The 1280-nt window shown below is 43.3% G+C and carries 2 protein-coding genes; one reads left to right on the forward strand and one right to left on the reverse strand.

The annotated features are described in order from the left end of the window. Positions 1 to 455: hypothetical protein (locus CLFS41_RS30560; RefSeq protein ID WP_207642650.1), on the forward strand; the 455-nt coding region annotated here is incomplete at its 5' end. A 14-nt stretch (positions 456 to 469) separates the two neighbouring features. On the opposite strand, the gene CLFS41_RS30605 is transcribed toward CLFS41_RS30560, so the two are convergent. Further along, on the reverse strand, positions 470 to 1219 hold the full coding sequence (locus tag CLFS41_RS30605; protein ID WP_242856757.1) for a hypothetical protein: 750 nt from the start codon (positions 1217 to 1219) through the stop codon (positions 470 to 472). Between the last annotated feature and the right edge of the window lie 61 nt (positions 1220 to 1280).

Genomic DNA, 1280 nt, shown 5'->3' on the forward strand with positions numbered 1-1280 from the left:
TTGGGGTTACAGGAAGTTGGGAAGGGTACATACCTGGGTCAAATGACCTGTATTATAAAGGTGCTAATTCTGGCAATTTAAAATTCGGCACAGCTTTTACGTTTGTCTCGGGCGGATCTGTTATTTTTGATACGGCTCAAATGACATGTAAGTCTGATAATGGCGCGGCATTTAGATGCTGTTACTTATATCCCAGTGCATCACGTAATTTAACTCCTTACAGTGCATTAAAGGTAGACTTTCGGGCTGGGACTGGAAAACTTACTGCCGACTCCAAGTTATACTACGGCACCAGTCTATCCGCAGTTACCACAGATTCGGTGGGGGGATCCTTAAGTGGCAATACCTTATCATTTAATATCAGTGCCATTAATGCAACGCGATATATCGCGCTTTATTTATACTGTAGTGGTGCTGGGGTTACATTTTATATTGACCGGGTCTATTTTGCATAGCTATAAACTGGACGTTACGCTACTCTAATCCTGAAAACATTCCCGGTGAATGGTGTCCTGCTCCATGATGGATCACTGTCACTTCCATGAGCATCGTTATAATATTCGACCGATAAATAAATCTTTGGGGCAAAAGATCCTGCCAATGCGGTAATATCCGTAACAAGGTCAAGCGTTGACTTCAGACCCATGTTGGTCCTAGATGTTTTTATCTTTGTTGACCCATTCCATAGCTCGATGACTGCAATGTAATAGTCAGCATCAGTATAATAATCAACACCCGCTAAGTTGAAATTAACAATCAGCTTAGTGTAACCACTCCATGTAAATGCTTTGCCAGCGGTAAATTGGGGATAGGAGTATTTGGTTATTTGAATCCTGTCTGATCCAAAATACACAGCTGCATTATTGCCTGTGAAGCTATACGCATTATTCCCCTTGTAATATAAATCGGTGGCCGCAGCGACATACCCTTCCCAACTTCCTGTAACCCCAAATATCGACACACCCTTTTTGATATTGGCCGCTTTCAGATTGGTATCCCCTTTGATCGTTTGTGCACCGGTCAAAAACTGGTTGGCAGCAATGCTCTGGTTCGCCGTTCCTGGTGTATATGTAGCCGCTGCTTTTTCGGTCATGGTGCCAGTTAAGGGATCCCCATTTTTATCTACGATCACTTTCCCTTTTCTTATATCTGCTGCTGCGGCGGTCACTACATCAAGATCAACTCCGCCTCCGCCACAAGGTATCAAAATATCACTCATTCGCGCTCACCCCCACTAACTTGATATTAAAATCTGACGTTGGTTTTTTCTTCGGGCAGTA

The sequence above is a fragment of the Clostridium sp. FS41 genome, assembly GCF_000954015.1.
In the GTDB taxonomy this organism is placed as follows: Bacteria; Bacillota; Clostridia; order Lachnospirales; family Lachnospiraceae; genus Enterocloster; species Enterocloster citroniae.